Source organism: Erwinia rhapontici, assembly GCF_012271765.1.
In the GTDB taxonomy this organism is placed as follows: domain Bacteria; phylum Pseudomonadota; class Gammaproteobacteria; order Enterobacterales; family Enterobacteriaceae; genus Erwinia; species Erwinia rhapontici.
Window position 1 is genome coordinate 396,104 of sequence record NZ_VRKO01000013.1, and the last position, 17,695, is coordinate 413,798.

Genomic DNA, 17,695 nt, shown 5'->3' on the forward strand with positions numbered 1-17,695 from the left:
CAGGGAGTCATCCATGAAAGCATTGGTACTGCAGCAGGCAGGTAAAATTGCCATCGAGGATCGGGAGTTCAGCGAACATCTGGGCGATACCGATGTGCAGATCAAAATTCACTCTGTGGGTATCTGCGGCAGTGACGTTCACTATTATCAACACAGTCGCATCGGGCCGTTTGTGGTTAACGCTCCGATGGTGCTGGGCCATGAAGCCTCCGGTGTCGTGATGGCGGTGGGGAGTGCTGTTCGCCATGTGCAGCCTGGCGATCGTGTGTGTATGGAGCCAGGTATTCCGGATATGCAGTCGGCACAGTCGCGCGCCGGGATCTACAACCTTGACCCGGCCGTGCGTTTCTGGGCAACACCGCCGGTTCACGGCTGCCTGCGTGAAACGGTGATCCACCCAGCGGCCTTTACCTTCAAACTGCCGGATAACGTCAGCTTTGCCGAAGGCGCCATGGTGGAACCGTTGGCGATCGGCATGCATGCGGCGACCAAAGCCGCGATCAAACCCGGCGATATTGCGCTGGTGATCGGTGCCGGGCCGATTGGCGTGGTCACTGCCCTGGCTGCTCTGGCGGGCGGTTGCTCGGATGTCATTATCTGTGACCTGTTCGACGAAAAACTGCAGGTGGCGGCCAACTATACCGGCCTGCATGCGGTGAACAGTAAAGGGGATGCTCTGGCGCAAAAAGTGGCGCAGCTGACCAGCGGCAACGGCGTTGATGTGGTGTTTGAGTGCAGCGGGGCCAAACCGGCCATCGCCAGCATCAGCCAGCATATTGCACCGGGGGGAACTGCCGTGCTGGTCGGTATGCCGGTGGATGCCGCGCCGATGGATATTGTTGCCGCTCAGGCTAAAGAAGTGACCTTTAAGACCATTTTCCGCTACGCCAATATGTATCCGCGTACCCTGCGCCTGCTGAGTTCCGGCAAGCTGCGGGTGCAGCCGCTGATCACCCAGACCTATAAATTTGCCGACAGTGTGGCCGCCTTTGAACGCGCAGCCGCAGGCAACCCGACCGATATCAAAATCATGCTGGAAATGGAGTAAGTCATGGCGCTGTATGCGGGCATTGACTGTGGTACGCAAGGCACCAAGGTGGTGATTGTTGATGACCAGCACGGCACTATTCTCGGGAGCGGCAGTGCACCCCACGCGCTGATCAGCGACGCATCCGGCAGGCGTGAGCAGCAGGCTGAATGGTGGATTACGGCGTTGAAAGAGGCTTTTCACCAGGCCGTGGCAGCAGCGGGTATCGACCCGGCGCAGATCGCTGCGCTGGCGGTTTCCGGGCAGCAGCATGGCTTTGTGGCGCTGGATGAGGCGGGAGAGGTGCTACATACGGTCAAGCTGTGGTGTGACACCAGCACTGCCGAAGAAAATGCCTGGCTGCTGGCGCAGTTAGGGGGAGAGGAGGGATCGCTGGCGCAGCTGGGGCTCACCCTGGCCACTGGCTATACCGCCTCGAAAATCTTATGGTTCCGTCAGCAGCACCCGGAACTGTGGCAGCGGCTGGCGACCATGCTGCTACCGCATGATTATCTGAATTTTTGGCTGACCGGTGAACGGCGCGCAGAGTATGGCGATGCCTCGGGTAGCGGATTGTTTGATATTCGCCAGCGCTGCTGGGATCGCCGCACCGTCGAGCTGATTGATAACAGCGGGCGTTTATGGCGTGCGCTGCCGCCACTGGTGTCGGCAGAACAGCCTGTTGGCATCGTGTGCGAACGTGCTATTCAGGCGCTGGGGCTGCGTGCCGGTACGCTGGTTGCCAGCGGCGGCGGCGACAATATGATGGCGGCCATCGGCACTGGCAATATCCAGCCGGGCATGCTGACCATGAGTCTCGGCACCTCCGGGACGTTGTTCTCCTGCGCTGACAGCCCGGTGGTGGCGGATTCGGCGATGATCGCCGGTTTTTGCTCCAGCAGTAATGGCTGGTTGCCGCTGATCTGCACCATGAATGTGACCTCGGCCAGTACCGCGGTACAGAACCTGCTGCAACAGGATGTGGTGGCGTTTAATCGTGCGCTGGAAGAAGCGGAACCCGGGGCAGGCGGCATGCTGATGCTGCCGTTCTTTAACGGCGAACGTGTGCCGGAGCTGCCCGGAGCCCGGGCCAGTCTGTACAACCTCGACAGTAATAATTTCACCCCGGCCAACCTCTGCCTGGCGGTGGTGGAAGGGGCGACTTACGGTCTGCGTTATGGACTGGATCTGTTTCGCCAGCAGGGCATTGAGGTCAGTGAAATCCGCCTCACCGGGGGCGGAGCCAACAGCCCGCGCTGGCGGCAGATTGTTGCCGATGTGATGAACTGCCCCGTGGTCTGCCCGCAGGAGAAAGAGAGCGCGGCGCTGGGCGCCGCGATCCAGGCTATCTGGTGCCACCGTCTGGCGTCGGGCAGCCCTCAGCCTGCCGCCGCACTGCTGGCCCGGCTGTGCCAGCAGTTTGTACAGTTGGATGAGAGCACCCGTGCCCGGCCAGACGCTGAACGGCAGCGCCGCTATGCTGACCTTTATCAGCGCTATCTGCATCGGTTGCAGAAAGAATATGAGGTGACGTTATGAGTCAGTTAGCAGATGAATCCCAGGCTGCCATGCTGCTGGAAGTCAGCGGGGTGAAAAAGAGCTTCGGGCCGGTGGTGGCGCTGAAAAATGCAGAGTTCTGTCTGCGTCGTGGTTCGATCCATGCGCTGTGTGGCGGTAACGGTGCCGGGAAGTCGACCTTTCTCAGCATCTTGATGGGCTTTATTCAGCCGGACAGCGGCGACATCTTTATCAATGGAAAGCGCTGTGAATTCTCCCACCCGAAAGAAGCGCTTGCCGCAGGGATCGCTATTGTGCAGCAGGAACTGAGCACCATTGCTGACCTGACGGTGGCGGAGAATATCTGGCTGGGTCGCGAGCCGCGTCGCTTTGGCTTTGTCGATTTTGGCCGGATGAACCGACAAACGGCGGAGTTGCTGGCTGACCTGCATTTTACCCTGTCTCCAACGGAAAAAATGCGCAACCTCAGCGTGGCTGAACAGCAGTTGGTCGAGATTGCTAAAGCCCTGTCACACGCCAACGCCGATATCATCATTATGGATGAACCGACCTCGGCCATCGGTGAAGAGGACGTGCAGAAGATCTTCCAGGCCATCACCCGGCTGGCGGAGAAAGGCAAAGGGATTATTTATGTTTCTCACCGCCTGGCAGAAATTTTCCAGATTGCCGACAGCTATACCATCTTCCGTGACGGCAGCTATATCCATGAAGGGCTGCTGGGCGATATCACTCGTGAACAGTTGATTGAGCACATTATTGGCGGCGAATTTGACAGTGAATTTGCCAAGTTCAACCAGCCAGGTGAAGAAGTGATGATGCAGGTGAATAACCTGTGCTGGGGCAAGAAGGTGCGCGATATCAGCCTGACGCTGAGGCGCGGTGAGATCCTCGGGATCTACGGGTTGGTGGGTTCCGGGCGCAGCGAATTTCTCGATCTGATCTTTGGAATCGAACATGCGCACAGCGGCACCATTCAACTGGGGGAGAAGATCCTCGGGCGGCATTCGCCCAGAGAGGCTATCGACAGTGGGATTGCCTATGTCACTGAAGATCGGAAAGAAACCGGGTTGGTGCTATGCCGTTCGGTGAATGAGAACATTAATATCGCCTCGTTTCCCGCCATCAGCCGCGCCGGGTTTATCAGTGACAGCAAAGAGCGCCAGCGTACCCGTGAGATGATTGCGCGTTTTAATGTGAAAACCCCCGATGGCGACCAGCTGGTGGGCAATCTCAGCGGGGGTAATCAGCAAAAAGTGGTGCTGGGGCGCTGGGCGCTGCTGGAACCTCAGGTGATGCTGCTGGATGAGCCGACGCGCGGGATTGATGTGGGAGCCAAAAAAGAGATCTACCGTTTTATGTCGGAATTCGCGCTCAAGGATCGCGGCATTATTATGGTGTCCTCCGAACTGTCAGAAATTATTGGAATGAGCGACCGTATATTAGTCTTTAAAGATGGCGCGCTGGCCGGAGAACTGTCGGCTGAAAATGCCACCCAGGCTGAATTAATGAAGCTGGCGGTGTAATAATCTTTTTATAACGAGAGAGTAATTGTAATGAATTCGACATCTTCTCTGACTCCAGGGCTGTCTTTCTTTACGCGTAATAAACGCCGGATGCATAAATACGGCATTATTATCGCCTTTTTTGTGCTGTGCCTGATTGTCACCGTAATTGGTGAAGTGCAGGTCGCGAACGGTGCGTGGAGCAGTAATTATTTTCTCAGTCATGAAAATACGCTGATTGTATTACGCCAGGTGTCTATTAATGGCATTCTCGCCATCGGAATGACCTTTGTTATTATTACCGCCGGGGTGGATCTGTCGGTCGGCTCTGTTCTGGCGCTAAGCGGCATTGTCGCGGCGCGCTTTGCCACCACCAACAGCGGGCTGGCCATCGGTGATACGGCACATGCGGTCATTATGCCGTTAATCGTCGCGCTGGGGATCGGCATTGTCTGTGGCCTGCTGAACGGTACGATTCTGGCTCGCTACCGCCTGCAACCGTTTATTGTCACCATGGGAATGCTGTCGGCAGCGCGTGGCCTGGCACTGCTGACCACCGATGGTAATCCGGTATCACAGCTAAACCCTGACTTTCGCGCCCTGGGTAACGGGTATCTGCTGGGCATCCCGCTACCGGTGATTATTTTTATCGTGTTGTTTGCACTGGCCTGGATACTGCTGAATAAAACGCTGTTTGGCCGCTATGTCTATGCCGTCGGGGGGAATCAAAAAAGTGCCCGCACCTCCGGGATCAGCGTGGTGAAAATCAAAGTGCTGGTCTACACCCTGTGTGCCGCGCTGGCGGGGATTGCTGGCCTTATCCTGACGGCACGCACCGGCTCGGCGCAGACCAATGCCGGGGCTGCCTATGAGCTGGATGCGATAGCGGCAGTGGTGATTGGTGGCACCAGTATGGCGGGCGGCGTGGGTACGCTGGTCGGCACGCTGTTCGGTATTTTAATTATTGGCGTCATGAATAATGGCCTGGATCTGCTGGGCGTTCAGTCTTATTACCAGCAGATTATTAAAGGGGCATTAATTGTGGTGGCAGTGTTGCTTGACCCGTCGCGTAAACAACAACGCGATTAATCATATTTTCCTGATGACATAAAAATATCACCCTACATAACCAGGAGTTTTCATGAATAAGTTGACTAAAATAGCGTTGCTGACGTCCGGTCTGTTAATGGGCAGCAGCGTGATTGCCCAGGCCGCACCGATTAAAATAGCGGTACTGATGTACGGTATGAAAGCTGAATTTGTACAGCTGATGGAAAAAGCAGGTAAAGAACACCCGGCAGTAAAAAGCGGCGAAGTACAGCTGACGGTGTATGACGGCCGTTACGATCCGCTGGTACAGAATAATCAGGCAGAAACCGCCATTCAGACCCATGTTGATGCCATCATCATCAACCCGATGGACTATGAAGCCAATATTGACGTGGTGACAATGGCCAACGAAGCCAAAATTCCGGTGGTGGTGACCAATGCGCGACTGAATACCGACAAAATGACCTCTGAGGTGGTATCCGATGACGTGCTGGGTGGCTATCTGGAAGCGAAGGCCGTGCTGAAAAAAATCAACTGCAAAGGCAACGTGGTGATTATTGAAGGGCCGAAGGGCGGCAGCGGCGAGATCCAGCGCGGTCAGGGTAACGATAAAGCCATTGCCGAATGTGGCGCCGGGAATGTGAAGGTGCTGGAACGCAAAACCGCAAACTGGTCACGTGCTGAAGCGCTACCGCTGATGGAGAACTGGCTGCAGAAGCACCGGGGCCAGATTAACGGCGTGATCGCGCAGAATGATGAAATGGCGCTGGGTGCCATTGAAGCGATAAAAGGAGCCAATCTGAATGTGAAAGATTTTGCTATCGCCGGGGTAGACGGTGTGTCTGACGCTATCCGCGCGGTGCAGGCGGGTGAGATGGTGTCTATCTTGCAGGATGCCCACGCACAGATGCAGGGTTCGATTGACGTCGCGGTGCGTGCGGTGAAAGGGGAGAGTTACCAGCCGCAGTCCACTATCTGGAAACAGTACGCCGATAAGATGGCGTGGGATGATGGCAAAGCAAAACGCTACTCCGTACCCTGGACGGAAGTGACTTCGGATAATGCCACCCAGCTGCTGGATGCGCGTAAATAATACCGCTTCGGGTCACCGGCCTTGTGCCGCTGGCCCGCTATCATTTCTGTATATCCCAATATGTTTTGCAACAAAATAATGAAATTTTTTTTATATTTTAGGTTTTTCCTAAGCGAATAAGTACACAACCCCTTTTATAGCTAAACCATCCATCAACCAGACTGATTTAATCTTTCCTCAGTTGGCTTCTCTTAATCTTCCCCTAAGTATTTTCATTTAAGCTCCATATATCCGGATGTTGCTATGCTTTTTTGCTCACTTTTGACGCTGCATGGCAATGGCTGGCGTTTTATTGTTCAAATGAGGCGGGGGTGGCATAACGACCAGTAGAATGAAAAATATGCAGTGATTCGTTAAGGGTTGAGAGAGGGGAATCGCAGCCTCTGCTATCCTCACTCATCATTCGTGGTGTTAATTGTTTAATGGATGTAATCAATGACAGACTTTTTGCCTTTCTCACGTCCGGCAATGGGTGCGGAAGAACTGGCCGCCGTCGCCGAGGTGTTACGTTCAGGATGGATCACCACCGGCCCCAAAAATCAGCAGCTTGAACAGGCATTTTGCCAGCTTACCGGGAATCGTCATGCGATTGCCGTTAGCTCGGCAACGGCCGGGATGCACGTCACGCTAATGGCACTGGGAATAGGGCCGGGTGATGAAGTGATCACCCCCTCGCTGACCTGGGTTTCAACGCTGAATATGATCGTTCTGCTGGGGGCGACTCCGGTGATGATCGACGTGGACCGCGATACGCTGATGGTGACACCGGCGTTGATTGAGGCGGCCATCACCCCACGGACCAAAGCCATTATTCCGGTACATTATGCCGGAGCACCGGTTGATATCGATGCCATTCGCACGCTGGCTGAACAGCGGGGGATTGCGGTTATCGAGGATGCGGCCCATGCAGCAGGTACTCACTATCGCGGGCAGCATGTGGGTCGCCGCGGTACGGCAATTTTCTCATTTCACGCGATTAAAAATATGAGCTGTGCCGAAGGCGGGCTGGTGGTTACCGATGATGATGCCCTGGCGGATCGCGTGCGCAGTCTGAAATTCCACGGGCTGGGTGTCGATGCCTTTGATCGTCAGACCCACGGTCGTGCGCCGCAGGCCGAAGTGATCATGCCCGGCTTCAAATATAACCTCGCCGATATCAATGCGGCGATTGCGCTGGTGCAGTTGGATAAGCTGACAGCCAACAATGCCCGACGTGAGCAAATTGCGTTGCGTTACCTCGAGGAGCTTTCCGATACCCCGTTCCTGCCTCTGACACAACCTGACTGGCCCCATCACCACGCCTGGCACCTGTTTATCCTGCGCGTTGACCCTGAGCTGTGCGGTATCAGCCGCGATGAACTCATGCAGGCGCTGAAGGAGCAGGGTATCGGCAGCGGGCTTCACTTCCGGGCGGCGCATACGCAGAAATATTATCGTGAACGCTTCCCTCACCTGTCCCTGCCGCAGACCGAATGGAACTCAGAGCGTATCTGCTCGATTCCCCTGTTTCCGGGAATGACTGACGACGATGGCCGCCGCGTGATTGTGGCACTGCGTAAGCTGGCAAAGAGATAAGAGATGACAGAACAACCGATCAACAAACTCTCCGTTGTGATCCCGGTGTACAACGAGCAGGAAAGCCTGCCCGAACTGCTCCGCCGTACGGAGGCTGCCTGCGCGCAACTGGCTATCGATTATGAAATTTTACTGGTCGATGACGGCAGCAGCGATGCGTCGGCCGAGATGCTCACTGCCGCCGCAGAGGCACCGGATAGCCATATTGTGGCGGTGTTGCTGAACCGTAACTACGGCCAACATTCGGCGATCATGGCCGGCTTCAGCCATGTTAGCGGTGACCTGATTATCACACTTGATGCCGACCTGCAAAACCCCCCTGAAGAGATCCCGCGCCTGGTGGAAACGGCCCGGAAGGGCTACGACGTGGTGGGCACCGTGCGGCAAAACCGTCAGGACAGCTGGTTCCGTAAGCGTGCTTCACGCCTGATCAATCATCTGATTCAACGCACCACGGGTAAAGCAATGGGTGACTACGGTTGCATGCTGCGAGCCTACCGACGTCATATTGTCGATGCCATGCTGCACTGCCATGAGCGCAGTACTTTTATCCCTATTCTGGCGAACACCTTTGCCCGGCGGGCCACAGAGATCCCGGTGCTGCACGCCGAACGCGAATTTGGCGATTCCAAATATAGCCTGATGCGCCTGATCAACCTGATGTATGACCTGATCACCTGCCTGACAACCACGCCACTGCGGCTGTTAAGCGTGTTTGGCAGCGTGATTGCGTTGGCGGGTTTTGCAATTTCCCTGCTGCTGATTGGACTGCGCCTGTTCCTTGGCCCGCAGTGGGCAGCAGAAGGGGTATTTATGCTGTTTGCCGTGCTGTTCATTTTTGTCGGCGCACAGTTTATTGGCATGGGGCTGCTTGGCGAGTATATCGGGCGTATCTACAACGATGTGCGCGCCCGTCCCCGTTATTTTATTCAGCGCGTTGTTAGCCGCGACGCCAACTCCACACAGGATAAATCATCATGAAAGCCGTAGTTTTTGCCTACCATGATATGGGCTGCACCGGGATCCGGGCGCTGGCTGAAGCGGGTTTTGACATCTGCGCGATTTTTACCCACGCGGATCATCCCGGCGAGAATCACTTCTTCGGGTCCGTCGCACGTACCGCCGCGCAGTTGGGTGTGCCGGTTTATGCGCCGGAGGAGGTTAACCATCCTCTGTGGATTGACCGCATCCGCGAGATGAAACCTGACGTGATTTTCTCATTCCACTACCGCCAGATGCTGAGCGACGAGATCCTCGCCTGTGCGCCAGTGGGGGCGTTTAATCTGCATGCCTCATTGTTGCCGAAGTATCGTGGCCGCGCGCCACTGAACTGGGTGCTGGTTGACGGTGAAGAAGAAACCGGTGTCACGCTGCATCGCATGGTGAAACGCGCCGATGCCGGGGCGATTATCGCCTGTGAGAAGGTGGCGATTGCGGCGGAAGATACTGCGCTGACGCTGCATTATAAAGTGTGTGAGAGTGCGAAACAGCTGCTGATGCGCAGCCTGCCAGACATTCTGCGTGGCAGTTTTATTGCCGTCGAACAGGATGAACGCAAAGCCACCTATGTCGGACGACGAACCCCGGAAGACGGACGCATCGACTGGCAGCAGCCAGTGCAACGTACCCATAACCTGGTACGTGCGGTCACCGATCCCTGGCCGGGGGCGTTCAGCTATGTGGGGGCCGCGAAGTTTATCATCTGGCAGTCCAAAATCTGCCACAACTGGCCGGTGACAAAGCCCGGTACGGTACTTTCCGTTTCGCCATTTGTGGTCGCCTGCGCAGAGGGTGCGTTGGAAGTGGTAACCGGGCAAAGCGAGAGCGGTGTCTACATGCAGGGCAGTCAACTGGCGCAAACCCTTGGGCTGGTGGCCGGTGCCCTGCTGCATAACCAGCCGGTGGCAGCGGCAAAACGCAGAACCCGTGTACTGATCCTTGGTGTCAATGGCTTTATCGGTAACCACCTGACTGAGCGCCTGCTGGCCGATGATCATTTCGAAATTTTCGGGCTGGACATTGGCTCTGATGCCATCAGCCGCTTCGTGGGCCACGAGCGTTTTCATTTTGTCGAAGGGGATATCAGTATTCACTCGGAGTGGATCGAGTACCACATTAAGAAATGTGATGTGGTATTACCCCTGGTGGCGATTGCCACGCCGATCGAATACACCCGCAACCCGCTGCGCGTGTTTGAACTGGATTTTGAAGAAAATCTGAAGATCATTCGCGATTGTGTGAAGTACAAAAAGCGCATTATTTTCCCCTCCACCTCGGAGGTCTATGGCATGTGTACGGATGACACTTTCGATGAAGATCACTCGAATCTGGTGGTCGGGCCGATCAATAAACAGCGCTGGATCTATTCCGTCTCGAAACAGTTACTGGATCGGGTGATCTGGGCTTATGGAGAAAAAGAGGGGTTGCGGTTTACGCTGTTCCGGCCTTTCAACTGGATGGGACCGCGCCTGGATAACCTTAACGCGGCACGTATCGGCAGCTCGCGTGCCATTACTCAGTTGATCCTGAATCTGGTGGAAGGATCGCCGATTAAGTTGATTGACGGCGGGCGGCAGAAGCGCTGCTTTACCGATATCCGTGACGGCATTGAAGCGCTGTTCCTGATTATCGAGAATAAGCAGCAGAACTGCGATGGTCAGATTATCAATATCGGTAACCCGGATAACGAAGCCAGTATTAAAGAGCTGGCCGAACAGCTGCTGGCCAGTTTTGAACGGCACCCGCTGCGTCACCAATTCCCGCCATTTGCCGGTTTTCGCGAGGTGGAAAGTAGCAGCTATTATGGCAAGGGATATCAGGATGTGGAGCACCGTAAACCGTCGATCCGTAATGCGAAGCGTCTGCTGAACTGGCAGCCGGAGGTGGCTATGAACTACACCATTGATGCCACGCTCGACTTCTTCCTGCAAACCGTTGAACAGGGCGAGATTGTCGAATGATCAATGTGGGTTTACGCATTGATGTGGATACCTGGCGCGGCACCCGGGACGGTGTGCCGCGCCTGCTCTCCATTCTTGAACGTCAGCAAACCCGCGCCAGCTTTTTCTTCAGCGTTGGGCCGGATAATATGGGCCGCCATTTATGGCGGCTGCTAAAACCGCGTTTTCTGTGGAAGATGCTGAGGTCAAACGCGGCTTCACTCTACGGCTGGGACATTCTGCTGGCGGGTACAGCCTGGCCCGGACGACGTATCGGCCAGGGGCTGGTCGATACGATCCGTCAGGCAAGCTTGCAGCATGAAACAGGGATGCACGCCTGGGATCATTTTGCCTGGCAGACCTGGGCGGGCGTATGGCCTGCAGGGAAGCTGAGTGAAGAGGTCCGCCGGGGCGTTGAGGCACTCAGCGAACTGACCGGGCAACCCGTAACCTGTTCAGCCGCAGCGGGCTGGCGTGCCGATGGCCGTGTCCTCACCGCTAAACAGGCTTTTGACTTTCGTTATAACAGCGACTGTCGGGGCACAGAGCCTTTCCGGCCAATACTGCCAGATGGGCGGCTGGGAACCGTGCAAATCCCGGTGACGTTACCGACGTGGGACGAAGTGGCAGGGACGCGTGTCGATCCTGCGCACTACAACGCGTTCATCCTTGATGAGATCGCTCGCCAGCCGGGCGTGCCGGTTTACACCATCCATGCGGAAGCGGAAGGGATCGTGCTGGCGGACAAATTTGATGCACTGCTGACGGAGGCGCGACAGCGGGGGATTCGTTTCTGTCCATTGGGCGAGCTGCTGCCGCAGGACCTCTCGCAACTGCCGACAGGCAAAGTGATTCGGGGTAGCTTCCCCGGCCGTGAAGGTTGGCTGGGATGCCAGCAACTCGCTGAGTGATTGTGGATGAAATACACCCGTTATGCATTATTACTGCCCCTGTTGTATGCACTCTATTACCTGCTCCCTCTTGAGTTCCGGGCGCTGTGGCAGCCGGATGAAGTTCGCTATGCGGAGATCAGCCGTGAAATGCTGGTCAGTGGGAACTGGGTGGTGCCGCACTTTCTTGACCTGCGCTATTTTGAGAAGCCGATCGCCGGGTACTGGATCAATAACCTCAGTCAGTGGATCTTTGGCGGCAATAACTTCTCCGTGCGTTTTGGCTCAGTGCTTTCTGTGTCACTCAGTGCATTGCTGATTTACTGGCTGGCGTTTTGTCTGTGGCGTAAGCGTGCGACGGCGCTGTTGTCTGCGGTGATCTTCCTCACCTGCATGTTGGTCTATTGCATCGGGACTTATGCGGTGCTGGACCCGATGATCACGCTATGGCTGACGGCTGCGATGTGCAGCTTCTGGCTGGTTGGGCAGGGGGGGAGCCGGCGGCAGAAAACAGCGGGTTGGTTACTGCTGGGGCTGGCCTGTGGTATGGGGTTTATGACCAAAGGCTTTCTGGCGCTGGCGGTTCCGGTGGTGGCAATTGTGCCGTGGATGGTCTGGCAGCGCCGAGTGAAAGAGCTGATGTTATGGGGACCGCTGGCCTTGCTCAGCGCGGCGCTGATCTCGGCACCCTGGGCCATCAGCATTGCCCGACAGGAACCCGACTTTTGGCATTATTTCTTCTGGGTGGAGCATATTCAGCGCTTTGCTGAGAATGATGCTCAACACAAAGCACCGTTCTGGTATTACATTCCGGTACTGATTGCCGGGGCACTTCCGTGGCTTGGTCTACTGCCGGGGGCGCTACATCGGGCCTGGCGGGAACGGCAGGGCGCTGTGGGTTCCGCTTATTTACTCGGTTGGGTGGTGATGCCGCTGCTGTTTTTCAGTGTGGCGAAAGGCAAACTGCCGACCTATATCCTGCCCTGTTTTGCACCGCTGGCGATGCTGCTGGCCCATCATGCGATGGCACTCTCCGCCGCGGGGCGACGCGGGCTGAAAGCCAACGGCGTGATCAATCTGGTGGTGGGGATTGTGCTGCTGCTGGCGATGGTGCTGATCGTGGCCCCCTGGGGCCTGCTCAGGCAGCCGGTGTATGCCCGACATGAGGTGATTAAAGTACTGCTGGGGGCGACAGCATTTCTCTTTTGGGCACTGGTGGGCGCGGCCAGCCTGGTGGAGGGCGCGAAGCACTGGCGGCTGGCGGCGCTGTGTCCGTTGGGGCTGGCGCTGGTGGTGGGGGCGGCGATCCCCGATAAAGTGATCAATTCCAAACAGCCGCAGCCGTTTATTGCCGATTTCAGCCGGGATTTGCAGCAGAGCCGCTTTGTGCTGTCGAACAATATTGGTACGGCATCGGCGCTGGCCTGGGAACTGAAGCGCAGCGATATTTTATTATTAGACCAACCGGGTGAGCTGGCCTACGGTTTGGGCTATGCCGATGGTGCCGATCGTCTTATTTCTACTGCGGATTTTGCGCAGTGGCTGAGCGCGCATCGGCGTGAAGGTAATGTATCGTTGATGATGAAATTAGCCTCTGAGGACAACAAGGTGGATGAGCGTATCCCTGCACCTGACCGTCTCTACCAGCAAGGGCGGATGCTGTTTTATCTCTATCGGCAGCAGCCGTGAATATGCTGCTGATTGTCCTGGCCAGCCTGCTGAGCTGTGGCGGGCAGTTGTGCCAGAAGCAGGCGACGATGCGTGAGGGTCGCCGTCATTTTCTGGTGTGGCTGACGGCAAGCATATTGTTGCTGGGGATGGCGCTGCTGGTGTGGCTGCGTGTGTTGCAGACTGTGCCGGTGGGGGTCGCTTACCCCATGCTGAGTCTTAACTTTATTTTTGTGACCTTAGCCGCGCGCTGGCTGTGGCAGGAAGCGATTTCATGGCGTCATGGACTGGGCATTGTGCTGATTGTGGCCGGCGTGGCGGTGATGGGGAGCTATACCTGATGGGCCTGCTGTATGCTTTTTGCAGTGTGCTGCTGATCAGTGCCGCGCAGTTGATGATGAAGTGGGCGATGGTACAGCTTCCCGCTATCGATCAGCTCGCGCTATTCAGCGCGGCGCTGCTCAGCGTCTCTTTACCCACGCTGGTGCTCTCCGGCGGGCTGCTGGCCTACGCTCTGTCGATGATGTGCTGGTTACTGGCCTTACAGCGTCTGCCGCTGAGCCGGGTTTATCCGCTGTTGAGTCTGAGTTATCTGCTGGTATGGACGGCAGCACTGTGGTTGCCTGGGATGAATGAAATTTTTCTCTGGGGCAAGCTGGTGGGCGCGGCACTGATCCTCGTCGGGCTGCTATTGATATTCTGGCCGGGGAAAAAGGCCCACAGATAATGCTATCATCGCGCGATTCATTACACAGAGTCTGTTAAAAACATGAACCCTTCACTCCCCCTCCTGCAGGTCAGGGAGGTCTCGTTTGTGCGTCAGGGTAAAACGCTGTTGTCGCCCGTGTCCTTTGAGCTTCACAAGGGCGAATTCCTCTGGCTAACGGGGCCATCCGGGGCAGGTAAAAGTACCCTGCTGAAAATTATTGCTTCCCTGCTTGATGCGTCCGGCGGTGAAGTGAGGTTTAACGGTCAGCCGATTATTGAGTTGAAACCCGAACAGTATCGCCAGCGGGTATCCTACGTGTTTCAGACCCCCCAGCTGTTTGGCCGTTCGGTGTATGACAATCTCTCTCTGCCCTATCAGATCCGCCAGCAGCCCGTAGATCGCCAGCATCTCGGCGACGAGCTGGAGCGATTGGGGCTGCCACCCGCAATGCTGGATACCTCAATTGATCAACTCTCCGGTGGGGAAAAACAGCGTGTGGCGCTGCTGCGCAATGTACAGTTTCGCCCGGATATCCTGCTACTGGACGAAATCAGTAGCGCGTTGGATGACGTGAATAAACGGAGGGTAGCGCAGTTGATCGACCAGCAGGTCGCGCAAGGAAGTGCGGCGATCTGGATCAGTCACGACAGCGTAGAAACAGATGATGGCAGACGGCAGCTCCGGCTGTCGCCTGCAGCAACGGAGGGTCAGTATGAACCAGCATAATATTACCAATGAATCACTGGCGCTGGCCTTAATGCTGGTGGTGATTGCACTGCTGGTCAGCAGCAAGGAGCGGCTGGGGCTGGAAAAAGACATCATCTGGAGCGTGGCGCGCGCCATTGTGCAGTTGGTGATTGTTGGCTATGTGCTCAAGTATATTTTCGATCTGAACAATCAGTGGCTGACCGTGTTGATGGTGCTGTTTATCTGCGTAAATGCCGCGTTGAATGCCAAAAAGCGCAGCCGCGCCATCGACAGAGGCTTTCTGATTTCGTTTATTGCCATCACCTCGGGTACTACGCTGACGCTGACCATTTTGCTGCTCAGTGGCGCGATTGAGTTTATGCCCATGCAGGTGATCCCGATCTCGGGAATGATTGCGGGCAATGCGATGGTGGCGGTGGGGTTATGCTTCAGTAATCTGAATCAGCGGTTTAGTGATAATCGCCAGAAGGTAGAGGAGATGCTGAGTCTGGGAGCGAGTGCAAAGCGGGCATCGACGTCTATCGTGCGCGACAGCATACGCGCAGCCATGATCCCCACGGTCGATGCAGCAAAAACGGTTGGTCTGGTGAGTTTACCGGGCATGATGTCCGGTCTGATTTTTGCCGGTATTGATCCGGTAAAAGCCATTAAGTATCAGATTATGGTGACCTTTATGTTGCTCGGCACCGCAAGCCTGTCGACCATCATTGCAGGTTATCTGGCGGCCCGCCGTTTTTATACCGCACGCGTGCAGTTGAAATAATCGTTGGCACCCGTCATGGCCGACCATTTTTTCCGGTCGGCCATGACATTTCTATGCCGGCAGTGTCGCTGACATCAGAAATTCACATTGGCGCTCAGGCCACCGATAAACGCGTCTTTAACCCCACTGACCGCGCCGGGAGAGGCGACATATTGCAGATTAGGGCGCAGGTTCAGCCAGTTAGTGGCGTGGACGTTATAGTAAACTTCGTAGTTCCATTCGGAGCCGTGCTGAACGGGCAGATACGTCGGGCTGTTATAACGGGACTCGCCGTTGTATTGATTGGTTTCGTGCTGCATTTTACCGTAGTCACTGTTGACGTGAATACGCGCGGCCCCGACACCTATCTCATCCTGCGCACGTGCCGCAAAGGGTCCTTTCCAGGTGAAGGATACCGCCTGGTAATGATCGGTTTTCGAGGTTTTATGATCGTTCATCACCGCCTGTACGGTTAAGCCCAGGCCCCGGTTGACATCGCCGTCGGTTGCAGTTAACTGCTGTTGCAGCAGCACATAACCACCATAGGCTTTCGCCTGGCCGCCGTAGCCGCCATTATGGTAGCTGGCGTATTTATCGCCGTTAACCGAGGAGTAGTAGCCACCGATACGGTAGTTCCCCGGCAGCTTGTTGGCACCCAGCAGGGGTGTCCAGCCAAATTCAAAGGGGACCAGGTTACCCAGGCTCGGGCTGCCGTCGAGGTAGAAGCCGTTACCGCGATCGTAGTTATTACGGTTCTGGTTATAAAAGCCCACCTGGAAGAACATGTCGTCCGGCAGGTTCAGTTTTACGCGACCGCCCCATTGTGAGACCGGCCAGTTAAACCAGCGGTCTCCGCGCCAGTTACCCGGCTGACCGCTGCCAAAGGCCAGGTTCTGGAATTTGCTGTCGAATGCATCAAAGTCTTCACCCGTGGTCACGCGACCGGCTTTGATTTCAACCCGATGATCAAAGAAACCCTTGTTTACCCAAAATTGGGTCAGACGCCAGGTCTGCCCACGCCCCCAGACTTCTTCCACTGAGGACAAGCCGCCTGTCCGCGGATCGTTGATGTGCTGGGTCAGGTCGCGACCGTTCCGGCTGGTCACCGTGAACTGGACCTGTGTGTCATCCCAGTTGAGGAGTTTTTCCAGATCGAGAGTGGTGCCGAAGGCCCACTGATCGGTATAACGGGCAGTGGTGGAGGTGTTATACCCTCCGGCGAGATTACTGGCCGACTCCATGGTGTAGTTGACCTGGAAATCGGCACCTTCCCTTTTTAATTCGCTGCGATAGCCGTCCCAGTCGCCAAACAGATAATCCGAATCCAGACTGAGAGGGCGCATTTCTGCCCCTGCGGGGGCCGAAGCCCATAACAGTGCGCTTCCGCACATCATCAGCATGGCATGTTTACTCGTCCATTGAAAAACACCGTAATGATTCATTTATCTCTCCTTGTTATGAATAATCGTCTTGCCAACAAGCATTTTGGGCATCCAGGCGTCAGAAATTAATACCCGCGCCGAGTCCGCCCACAAACAGATGTGAATTTTCGCTCACAGCACCGGGCTTGGTGCTGGATTGCAGGTTAGGCCGCAGTATCAAGTGAGGCGTTAAGCGGTAGTTGTAATAGAGGTTGTAATTAAATCCGTCGCCCCGCATCAGCGGTTGCGGTTGATTATCGCGATATTCTTCAGGAATGGCCGGCGTATCTGCCTGAGGGGAAATAATTTCTGTTGATGGTGGCGGCTGATGCAGATAAAAACGTTCTGGCAGGGCAGATGCGTTAGCCACCATGAACAGCGTGGCAATACCGAGACACTGTTTAAGACAGGCTATTCTTTCCATGAGTTCACCTCTTATTATGATTATCTAATCGGTTTTTTAGCCCGATGAAGTACATCACAATGTGGTTAACCCGTTTCGCTATTAAGTGCTCTGGAGAGCGCCCATAAAAAAACGCCCACGAGGGGCGTTCAGAGTGTGATCAGGTCAGATCGAGCTTAGCGGCGGCCAAAAATCTTGGCGGCCAGGAAGCCTACACCGGCGGCAATCGCCAGTGAAACCAGGGGAGAATCCTGGGTTTTACTTTTCACGCAGTCCAGCGCATCATCCACGGCGTAAGAGGCTTTTGCTGCCTGCTGACGCACTTTTCCTCTGAATTCATGCTCCGGCGAGTCTACGGCTTTACCAAACTCTTCCTGCCCTTTGCCGACGGCTTCTTGCGCTTTATCGTTCGCTTTATCAAACAGACTCATTGTGCCTCCTTTTGATGGC

The 17,695-nt window shown here is 55.7% G+C and carries 17 protein-coding genes; 14 read left to right on the forward strand and 3 right to left on the reverse strand.

The annotated features are described in order from the left end of the window. Positions 1 to 13: 13 nt before the first annotated feature. The 14 genes from FVB43_RS12920 to fetB all read left to right on the forward strand — a co-directional run bounded on the left by FVB43_RS12920 (position 14) and on the right by fetB (position 15,442). Positions 14 to 1,048: an NAD(P)-dependent alcohol dehydrogenase gene (locus FVB43_RS12920; RefSeq protein ID WP_167864121.1), complete on the forward strand. Its 1,035-nt coding sequence runs from the start codon at positions 14 to 16 to the stop codon at positions 1,046 to 1,048. A gap of 3 nt (positions 1,049 to 1,051) precedes the next feature. Beyond that, positions 1,052 to 2,566 carry a xylulokinase gene (xylB, locus tag FVB43_RS12925; RefSeq protein ID WP_167864122.1) on the forward strand — a complete coding sequence of 505 codons (1,515 nt, stop codon included), beginning with the start codon at positions 1,052 to 1,054 and terminating at the stop codon, positions 2,564 to 2,566. Next, positions 2,563 to 4,068, forward strand: coding sequence for a sugar ABC transporter ATP-binding protein (locus FVB43_RS12930; protein ID WP_133845653.1), 1,506 nt, complete (start codon positions 2,563 to 2,565; stop codon positions 4,066 to 4,068). The genes xylB and FVB43_RS12930 overlap by 4 nt, the downstream gene beginning before the upstream one ends. Before the next feature lie 90 nt (positions 4,069 to 4,158). Next, the gene (locus FVB43_RS12935; RefSeq protein ID WP_374760155.1) at positions 4,159 to 5,136 is read left to right on the forward strand and encodes an ABC transporter permease; all 978 of its coding nucleotides are present in this window, start codon (positions 4,159 to 4,161) and stop codon (positions 5,134 to 5,136) included. A 97-nt stretch (positions 5,137 to 5,233) separates the two neighbouring features. Next, positions 5,234 to 6,190: a substrate-binding domain-containing protein gene (locus FVB43_RS12940; protein WP_407647798.1), complete on the forward strand. Its 957-nt coding sequence runs from the start codon at positions 5,234 to 5,236 to the stop codon at positions 6,188 to 6,190. Positions 6,191 to 6,625: 435 nt separating this feature from the next. Next, positions 6,626 to 7,765, forward strand: coding sequence for a UDP-4-amino-4-deoxy-L-arabinose aminotransferase (arnB, locus tag FVB43_RS12945; protein ID WP_159337453.1), 1,140 nt, complete (start codon positions 6,626 to 6,628; stop codon positions 7,763 to 7,765). 3 nt (positions 7,766 to 7,768) lie between these two features. After that, complete coding sequence (arnC, locus tag FVB43_RS12950) at positions 7,769 to 8,746, forward strand: undecaprenyl-phosphate 4-deoxy-4-formamido-L-arabinose transferase (RefSeq protein WP_133845649.1); 978 nt, start codon at positions 7,769 to 7,771, stop codon at positions 8,744 to 8,746. Continuing rightward, positions 8,743 to 10,725 (forward strand): bifunctional UDP-4-amino-4-deoxy-L-arabinose formyltransferase/UDP-glucuronic acid oxidase ArnA, encoded by a 1,983-nt coding sequence (arnA, locus tag FVB43_RS12955; protein WP_167864123.1) that lies wholly within the window; start codon positions 8,743 to 8,745, stop codon positions 10,723 to 10,725. Before arnC ends, arnA begins: the two co-directional genes overlap by 4 nt. Then, positions 10,722 to 11,615 carry a 4-deoxy-4-formamido-L-arabinose-phosphoundecaprenol deformylase gene (gene arnD / locus FVB43_RS12960; RefSeq protein ID WP_167864124.1) on the forward strand — a complete coding sequence of 298 codons (894 nt, stop codon included), beginning with the start codon at positions 10,722 to 10,724 and terminating at the stop codon, positions 11,613 to 11,615. The genes arnA and arnD overlap by 4 nt, the downstream gene beginning before the upstream one ends. Positions 11,616 to 11,621: 6 nt before the next feature. Further along, positions 11,622 to 13,283 (forward strand): lipid IV(A) 4-amino-4-deoxy-L-arabinosyltransferase, encoded by a 1,662-nt coding sequence (gene arnT / locus FVB43_RS12965; RefSeq protein ID WP_133845645.1) that lies wholly within the window; start codon positions 11,622 to 11,624, stop codon positions 13,281 to 13,283. After that, on the forward strand, positions 13,280 to 13,603 hold the full coding sequence (gene arnE, locus FVB43_RS12970; RefSeq protein ID WP_133845643.1) for a 4-amino-4-deoxy-L-arabinose-phosphoundecaprenol flippase subunit ArnE: 324 nt from the start codon (positions 13,280 to 13,282) through the stop codon (positions 13,601 to 13,603). Before arnT ends, arnE begins: the two co-directional genes overlap by 4 nt. Beyond that, the gene (gene arnF, locus FVB43_RS12975; protein WP_133845642.1) at positions 13,603 to 13,989 is read left to right on the forward strand and encodes a 4-amino-4-deoxy-L-arabinose-phosphoundecaprenol flippase subunit ArnF; all 387 of its coding nucleotides are present in this window, start codon (positions 13,603 to 13,605) and stop codon (positions 13,987 to 13,989) included. The genes arnE and arnF overlap by 1 nt, the downstream gene beginning before the upstream one ends. A gap of 42 nt (positions 13,990 to 14,031) precedes the next feature. Then, the gene (gene fetA / locus FVB43_RS12980; protein ID WP_167864125.1) at positions 14,032 to 14,697 is read left to right on the forward strand and encodes an iron efflux ABC transporter ATP-binding subunit FetA; all 666 of its coding nucleotides are present in this window, start codon (positions 14,032 to 14,034) and stop codon (positions 14,695 to 14,697) included. Further along, positions 14,684 to 15,442, forward strand: a complete 759-nt coding sequence (gene fetB / locus FVB43_RS12985) for an iron efflux ABC transporter permease subunit FetB (RefSeq protein WP_133845638.1) — start codon at positions 14,684 to 14,686, stop codon at positions 15,440 to 15,442. Before fetA ends, fetB begins: the two co-directional genes overlap by 14 nt. A 74-nt stretch (positions 15,443 to 15,516) precedes the next feature. On the opposite strand, the gene FVB43_RS12990 is transcribed toward fetB, so the two are convergent. From FVB43_RS12990 to FVB43_RS13000, 3 genes are all read right to left on the reverse strand, one after another. Further along, on the reverse strand, positions 15,517 to 16,764 hold the full coding sequence (locus FVB43_RS12990) for a carbohydrate porin (protein WP_238337073.1): 1,248 nt from the start codon (positions 16,762 to 16,764) through the stop codon (positions 15,517 to 15,519). Positions 16,765 to 16,921: 157 nt separating this feature from the next. After that, positions 16,922 to 17,266, reverse strand: coding sequence for a carbohydrate porin (locus FVB43_RS12995; protein WP_133845636.1), 345 nt, complete (start codon positions 17,264 to 17,266; stop codon positions 16,922 to 16,924). Between the two features lie 155 nt (positions 17,267 to 17,421). Continuing rightward, positions 17,422 to 17,676 carry a CsbD family protein gene (locus FVB43_RS13000; protein ID WP_133845634.1) on the reverse strand — a complete coding sequence of 85 codons (255 nt, stop codon included), beginning with the start codon at positions 17,674 to 17,676 and terminating at the stop codon, positions 17,422 to 17,424. Positions 17,677 to 17,695: the final 19 nt, after the last annotated feature.